The sequence below is a fragment of the Pontibacterium sp. genome, assembly GCF_041587635.1.
GTDB lineage: Bacteria > Pseudomonadota > Gammaproteobacteria > Pseudomonadales > Balneatricaceae > Pontibacterium.
Genome location: NZ_JBFGYC010000249.1, coordinates 1 through 5,606 on the forward strand (window position 1 = coordinate 1; position 5,606 = coordinate 5,606).

At 53.9% G+C, this 5,606-nt stretch carries 6 protein-coding genes; 2 read left to right on the plus strand and 4 right to left on the minus strand.

Translation table 11 applies throughout. From position 1 onward, the window contains the following. The 4 genes from ABYW01_RS12605 to ABYW01_RS12620 all read right to left on the minus strand — a co-directional run. On the minus strand, positions 1-1,037 hold a 1,037-nt coding region (locus ABYW01_RS12605), incomplete at its 3' end, for a Ni/Fe hydrogenase subunit alpha (RefSeq protein WP_372833190.1). Beyond that, positions 1,030-1,815, minus strand: a complete 786-nt coding sequence (locus tag ABYW01_RS12610; protein ID WP_372833192.1) for a sulfhydrogenase subunit delta — start codon at positions 1,813-1,815, stop codon at positions 1,030-1,032. The genes ABYW01_RS12610 and ABYW01_RS12605, both read right to left, overlap by 8 nt. 1 nt (position 1,816) lies before the next feature. Beyond that, complete coding sequence (locus ABYW01_RS12615; RefSeq protein ID WP_372833195.1) at positions 1,817-2,680, minus strand: FAD/NAD(P)-binding protein; 864 nt, start codon at positions 2,678-2,680, stop codon at positions 1,817-1,819. Continuing rightward, complete coding sequence (locus tag ABYW01_RS12620) at positions 2,677-3,789, minus strand: 4Fe-4S dicluster domain-containing protein (RefSeq protein ID WP_372833198.1); 1,113 nt, start codon at positions 3,787-3,789, stop codon at positions 2,677-2,679. Before ABYW01_RS12620 ends, ABYW01_RS12615 begins: the two co-directional genes overlap by 4 nt. 214 nt (positions 3,790-4,003) lie before the next feature. Between ABYW01_RS12620 and ABYW01_RS12625 the strand changes: the two genes are divergently transcribed. Both ABYW01_RS12625 and ABYW01_RS12630 read left to right on the plus strand, forming a co-directional pair. Continuing rightward, on the plus strand, positions 4,004-5,392 hold the full coding sequence (locus tag ABYW01_RS12625) for a nodulation protein NfeD (protein ID WP_372833200.1): 1,389 nt from the start codon (positions 4,004-4,006) through the stop codon (positions 5,390-5,392). Then, the coding region (locus ABYW01_RS12630; RefSeq protein ID WP_372833201.1) for an SPFH domain-containing protein at positions 5,389-5,606 on the plus strand (218 nt) is incomplete at its 3' end. The genes ABYW01_RS12625 and ABYW01_RS12630, both read left to right, overlap by 4 nt.

Here is a 5,606-nt window from a genome sequence, read left to right on the forward strand (position 1 = left end):
CTCCAACCTGCCCCGTGACCGGCTTTTGCTTCGAACTCAACACAAGGTGCAGAGGGCATTTGGTATTGCTCAAGAATACGAATCGCTTCACGCAATGCAAAGCAGATCTCAAGGGCTCGCGCGAGCATGCTGTCAAACATATTAAGGCTGGGGAAACGTCCGGCATAGCGAGAGAACTGATGGGCATCCGCACCGTGTAAGGTACTGTGGTTCAGATTCATCCGTGCCAGTGGTCCGACAAGATAGGGCTTACCATCGCACAGGCTCCATAGGGCCGTAGAGTGTGGCGCATGCATCTCACTGAAGTGCTGTTCATATTGCTCGGGTGTCAGCAGCAAACCCGATGAGGTTTTTAACTGACCATTTTCGATCGCATAATCATTCGCGGTCAGCGCCACACTCTGAAAATCCTGCTGCGCTTCAGGCAGATCAATCATCGCGACCCAGTCCACCATGGCCTCTGCTTCAGGTAAGGCCTTATACAACTTATCCAATAGGCGTTCGACGGCGATCAGCTCAGGGGCTTTATGAAAACCACCTACCCTCACACCAATCGGATGTACCGAACGTCCCCCCATCAATCGCAGCAGTTCGTTACCCAAACCTTGCAACTGCAACCCGCGTTTCACCTCGTGGGGATGGGCTTTTGCCAATGCAATGCCGCTGTCGCAACCAAAGAAATCCGGCGCGGCCAACAGATGGATATGCAGGGCGTGACTTTCAATCCACTCCCCCAGATAGAGCAGACGACGCATCTGCCTTACCCAAGGCCCCACATCAATATCAAATGCCGATTCAATCGCATTCACCGCGCTGACCTGATACGCCACCGGACAGATACCGCAGATACGCGCCACAATATCCGGTATTTCGGTGTAACTGCGTCCTTCCAGAAACTTCTCAAAAAAGCGGGGCGGCTCATAGATGCTGAACTGCAAACGTTCGATCCGGTTGTCTCTGATCTCCAGATGCAAAGCCCCCTCACCTTCAACGCGGGCCAGAATGGGGACTTTGATGGATATATTGCGCTTAGTCATCGCATCGCTCCTGCAACACCGGAATGCAGTCAAAATCAGGCGCGACCGGGTGAATAAAATGCATACGTCGCGATACTTCATCAGGCATCAGTCCCAGCCCTGAAAAACGTCGCGCCAGACCTGCCGCATTACTGTTCTCTGCAGGTCCGTAACATCCGTAGCAGTCACGTCCAAAGCTTGGACACAACGCACCACACCCCGTGCGTGTTACTGGTCCCATACAAGGCTCACCCTGAGTCACCAAGGTACAGACCACGCGTTGACGCTTGCACTCCAGACAAAGCTTCTCAGTATTATCTTTCGGCACAACGTCTTGCAATAAACTGCCAACCGCCGCAACAACTTGCTCACTATTGATCGGACATCCCCACAACTCGAAGTCCACTTTGACGTGATCACTAATCGGCTGGGACTCGGGCAGACTATCGATATACTCAGGGTGGGTATAGATCTGTGCCGGCCAGTGCTCACGATCATGCGCCAGGTTCTTCAGCGCCTGAATTCCTCCGGAGGTCGCACACGCCCCGATGGTGACCAAATAGTCACTGTTGGCACGAATACGCTGAATACGTTCCACATCATGTGCGGTGACGACACTGCCTTCAACAAAGGCAATATCGACCCGGTAGTCTTCTGCCAACGGTCCGGCTTCAGCAAAGTGCACAATATCCAACTGCTCCGAAAGCTCCAGCAATCCAGCCCCCATATTGAGAAAGGCCAACTGACACCCATCACAGGAACTAAACTTATGCACCGCGATCCGTGGTTTATGGCTCATATCAAATCCCTCGCATGCCCAAAAACGCTTTGACCTGTGGATAAGCGAATACCGGCCCATCTTTGCAAACAAAATCAGCCCCGTACTGGCAGTGTCCACAATGCCCAATCGCACACTGCATGTTGCGCTCCATACTGAGATAGATCTGATCCTCTATCACCCCCATCGCCATCAGTTTTTCGCTGGCCGCTTTCAACATGCCTTCGGGGCCACACAACATGGCAATCGTATTAGCCGGATCACCCTGAGACTGATCAAATACTTCCGTCACACGCCCGTGGTGATAGGGCCAGAGCGTGCCACCGTGATCGGCGGCAATCAGCACCTGCGTTTTAGGCAAACTGTTCCAATAGTCATATCGCGCACGCCAGATCAACTCATCAGAGTGTTTAACCCCCTGAATGATGGTCAGTTGACCAAAATGCTGTCGTCGCATCAGCACATAGTTGATCACGGCAACCACGGGGGCACAGCCAAGCCCACCCGTCACAATCATGACGTCCTTGCCTTCCGCCTCAGCCATCGGCCATCCCCGACCAAAAGGGCCTCGTAAACCGAGCTGATCGCCCTCACGCAGCTTCGCCAAACCATCCGTGACACGACCCACCGCGCGAATCGTGTGATCAATTAGGGTTTCATCCTGTGGATCGGAGACAATAGAGATCGGCACTTCACCCACGCCAAACAGGTACAACATATTGAACTGGCCGGGGACAAAACGATACGCAGCGCGCTGATCCGGATCGACCAGCCGTAACCGCAGGGTAAAAATACTGGGAGATTCCTGCACAAACGCCACCACCTCTGCCGCTATGGGTAACGTGGCACTGATCGGATCGGTTCCAGGGAGACACACCTCACTCATACCTCATCCTCCCCGCTAACAATGCGTGCTTCCTTCACGAAATCGATCTCAGCGGGACACCAGGTTGTACAGCGCCCACACCCGACGCAACCACTACGTCCATATTGCGCGTGCCAGCTATCCAGCTTGTGTGTCATCCATTGGCGGTAACGGCTCTTAGTGTCAGGACGCACCTGAAATCCCGCTAAGTAGCCATGATCAGCGGTGAAACAAGAATCCCATTCACGCACATGGTCACTCTGCTCACCATCCAGCGTGACCACATCACCCTCACTGTGACAGAAACAACTGGGACACACTTGGGTGCAGTTACCACAGGCTAAACACCGTTCCGCAATATCATCCCAACGCGGATGGTCGTGGTTGTTTTGCAAAATGTTCATCAGCGGGATATCAGGCAGAGCACGCTGCTGCACCTCAACGGCGTGCTTATACTGCGCATATTGTGCAGACAGTTGTTCTTCTGACGCGGGCTTCAGACGAAGCGTTGCGATCAAGTCTTCGGCCTCATCACTGCCCACTTCAATCAGGAATCCGTCATCTAACTCAGTCAGGTTCAGATCAAATCCCATCCCGGCCGCAGGGCCGTCACCCGTTGATGCACAAAAACAGGTATCGGCGGGACGCGCGCAGTTAACCGAGATCAGGAATAACCCCTTGCGCCGCGCTTCATACCAAGGGTCTTTGAATTCACTTTTGAGGAAATGCAGATCTTGTAACCGCAGACCAGCAAGATCACAGGCCCTGACACCTAACACCGCTCGCTTCTGGATGACCGGCTCTGGTGGAATAAATTCAATGGCACCCTCGCTCGAACGGCGGGCCTGCCAGATCACCTCTCGCGGGGCAAATAGAAACGGCTTGAGTGACTCGGGACCATTCGCCCAGTCAAAATAACGCACTGAGGGTGTATTCCTGAGACGATAGTACCCCGCGGCCTGATGATCATTAACCCCCTGCGGCAACTGGGCTACATCCTGCAGGTTGAGATACACAATGGCGCCGTCACGCACTTGAGGTCCAAATACCTCATAGTCGTGCAGCTGTAACAGATCCACCAGCTGCTGCAGATGCTCACGTGGTAAAAAACCGGCAAGTTGTGGCTGCATAGCAATTCAGCTCCCCGAAGACGCGTATCATGTTTGCCCCGGAGGCTCCTGGACAAAATTTCACCGTATCTGCCAGATTAGAGCATGAACGGGAGATTAGAAAGGCGGAAAGCCCCACTATTGATATAGATTGGGACGGCGTTCATTCACGGCTTCCGCTCTTAGAAAAATGACCCGCTATACTTGCTGTATATCCAACAGCAGGATTTAGGCCGTGCCGATACGAACATATCTGTCATGGATGATCTGCTCACTTCTGCTTTTGATTGGTTTGGCGATGCCATCCATTCTGGCTCAGGACACAACCAGCCGTGACATATGGCACTTGAAGATATCCGGTGTTATTGGTCCTGCCAGCGGTGATCTGCTGGTCCGTACACTGAGCGACGCCAATGAGAAAAAAGCCCACCTGTTAGTTCTGCATCTGGATACGCCCGGCGGTCTCGATACATCAATGCGCAACATGATTCAGGCCATTATTGATTCCCCCGTGCCTGTTGCCACCTTTGTTCATCCTAAAGGGGCCCGTGCCGCCAGCGCCGGAACTTACCTGCTGTACGCCAGCCACATCGCCGCGATGGCACCGGCAACCAATCTCGGGGCAGCGACCCCGGTACAGATAGGAATGACACCCCCGCAGCCCAGAGATCCAACCAAACAAGATGAAAAAGACGACAACCTCGGTGCCGCCGCCCATAATCCGATGCAAAAAAAGATCATGAACGATGCCGCCGCCTACATCCGTGGACTGGCCGACTTGCACGGACGTAACGCGGACTGGGCTGAAAAGGCGGTTCGCGATGCCGCCAGCCTGAGCGCCTCACAAGCGCTGAAAGAGGGGGTTATCGATCTGATGGCCAATGACCTGAATGATCTGTTACGGCAGCTGGATGGACGGGAAATCAAGGTAAAAGACCAGCCTTATCAGCTCCGCACAACCGATGTTCGTCTCTACGAAGTCACCACCGACTGGCGCTACGATTTTCTCGCGGTTATCACCAACCCGAACGTGGCCTATATCCTTATGCTCGCCGGCCTCTATGGTCTTTTGCTGGAGTTCTATAACCCTGGTGTAGGGCTACCCGGTGTGATCGGAGGTATCAGCTTACTCATCGCACTCTACGCCTTCCAGCTCCTGCCCGTGAGTTACGCCGGGCTGGCCCTGATTGCACTGGGTGTCGGACTGATGGTCACTGAAGCCATGTCCCCCAGTTTCGGTATTTTTGGTATCGGTGGCGCGATCTCATTTGCCATTGGCTCCGTCCTGCTGATGGATACCGAGCTACCCGCGTTTCAAATTGCGATACCGGTTATTGCGGCCTTTACCGCCGTCACCGGAGGACTGTGCGTATTTGTGCTGGCGCTGGCACTGCGCTCGCGACGCAGCACATTAGTCAGCGGTACCAGCATGCTGATTGGCGCCAAAGCCCTAGCGCTGGAAGACTTTCATGAACTGGGCAAGGTCCAACTACACGGCGAGATCTGGAACGCTCAAGCCACGTCTCCGATCAACGCAGGTGAACAGGTAACGATCCTCAGCGTAAGAGGATTGTTACTGGAGGTTGCCAAAGACGACCGTCCAACAACGGGAGATCCCCAATGATCACACTATATTTTTACATCAGTATGGTTGTACTGGTCCTCGCCCTGCTGATCAGCACCTTCCGCATCCTGCGAGAGTATGAACGCGGCGTCATTTTCCTGCTCGGGCGATTCTATAAGGTGAAAGGCCCCGGGCTGATCATCGTCATCCCATTGATACAGACGATGGTTCGCGTGGACATTCGGACAGTAGTGATGGACGTGCCGACACAAGA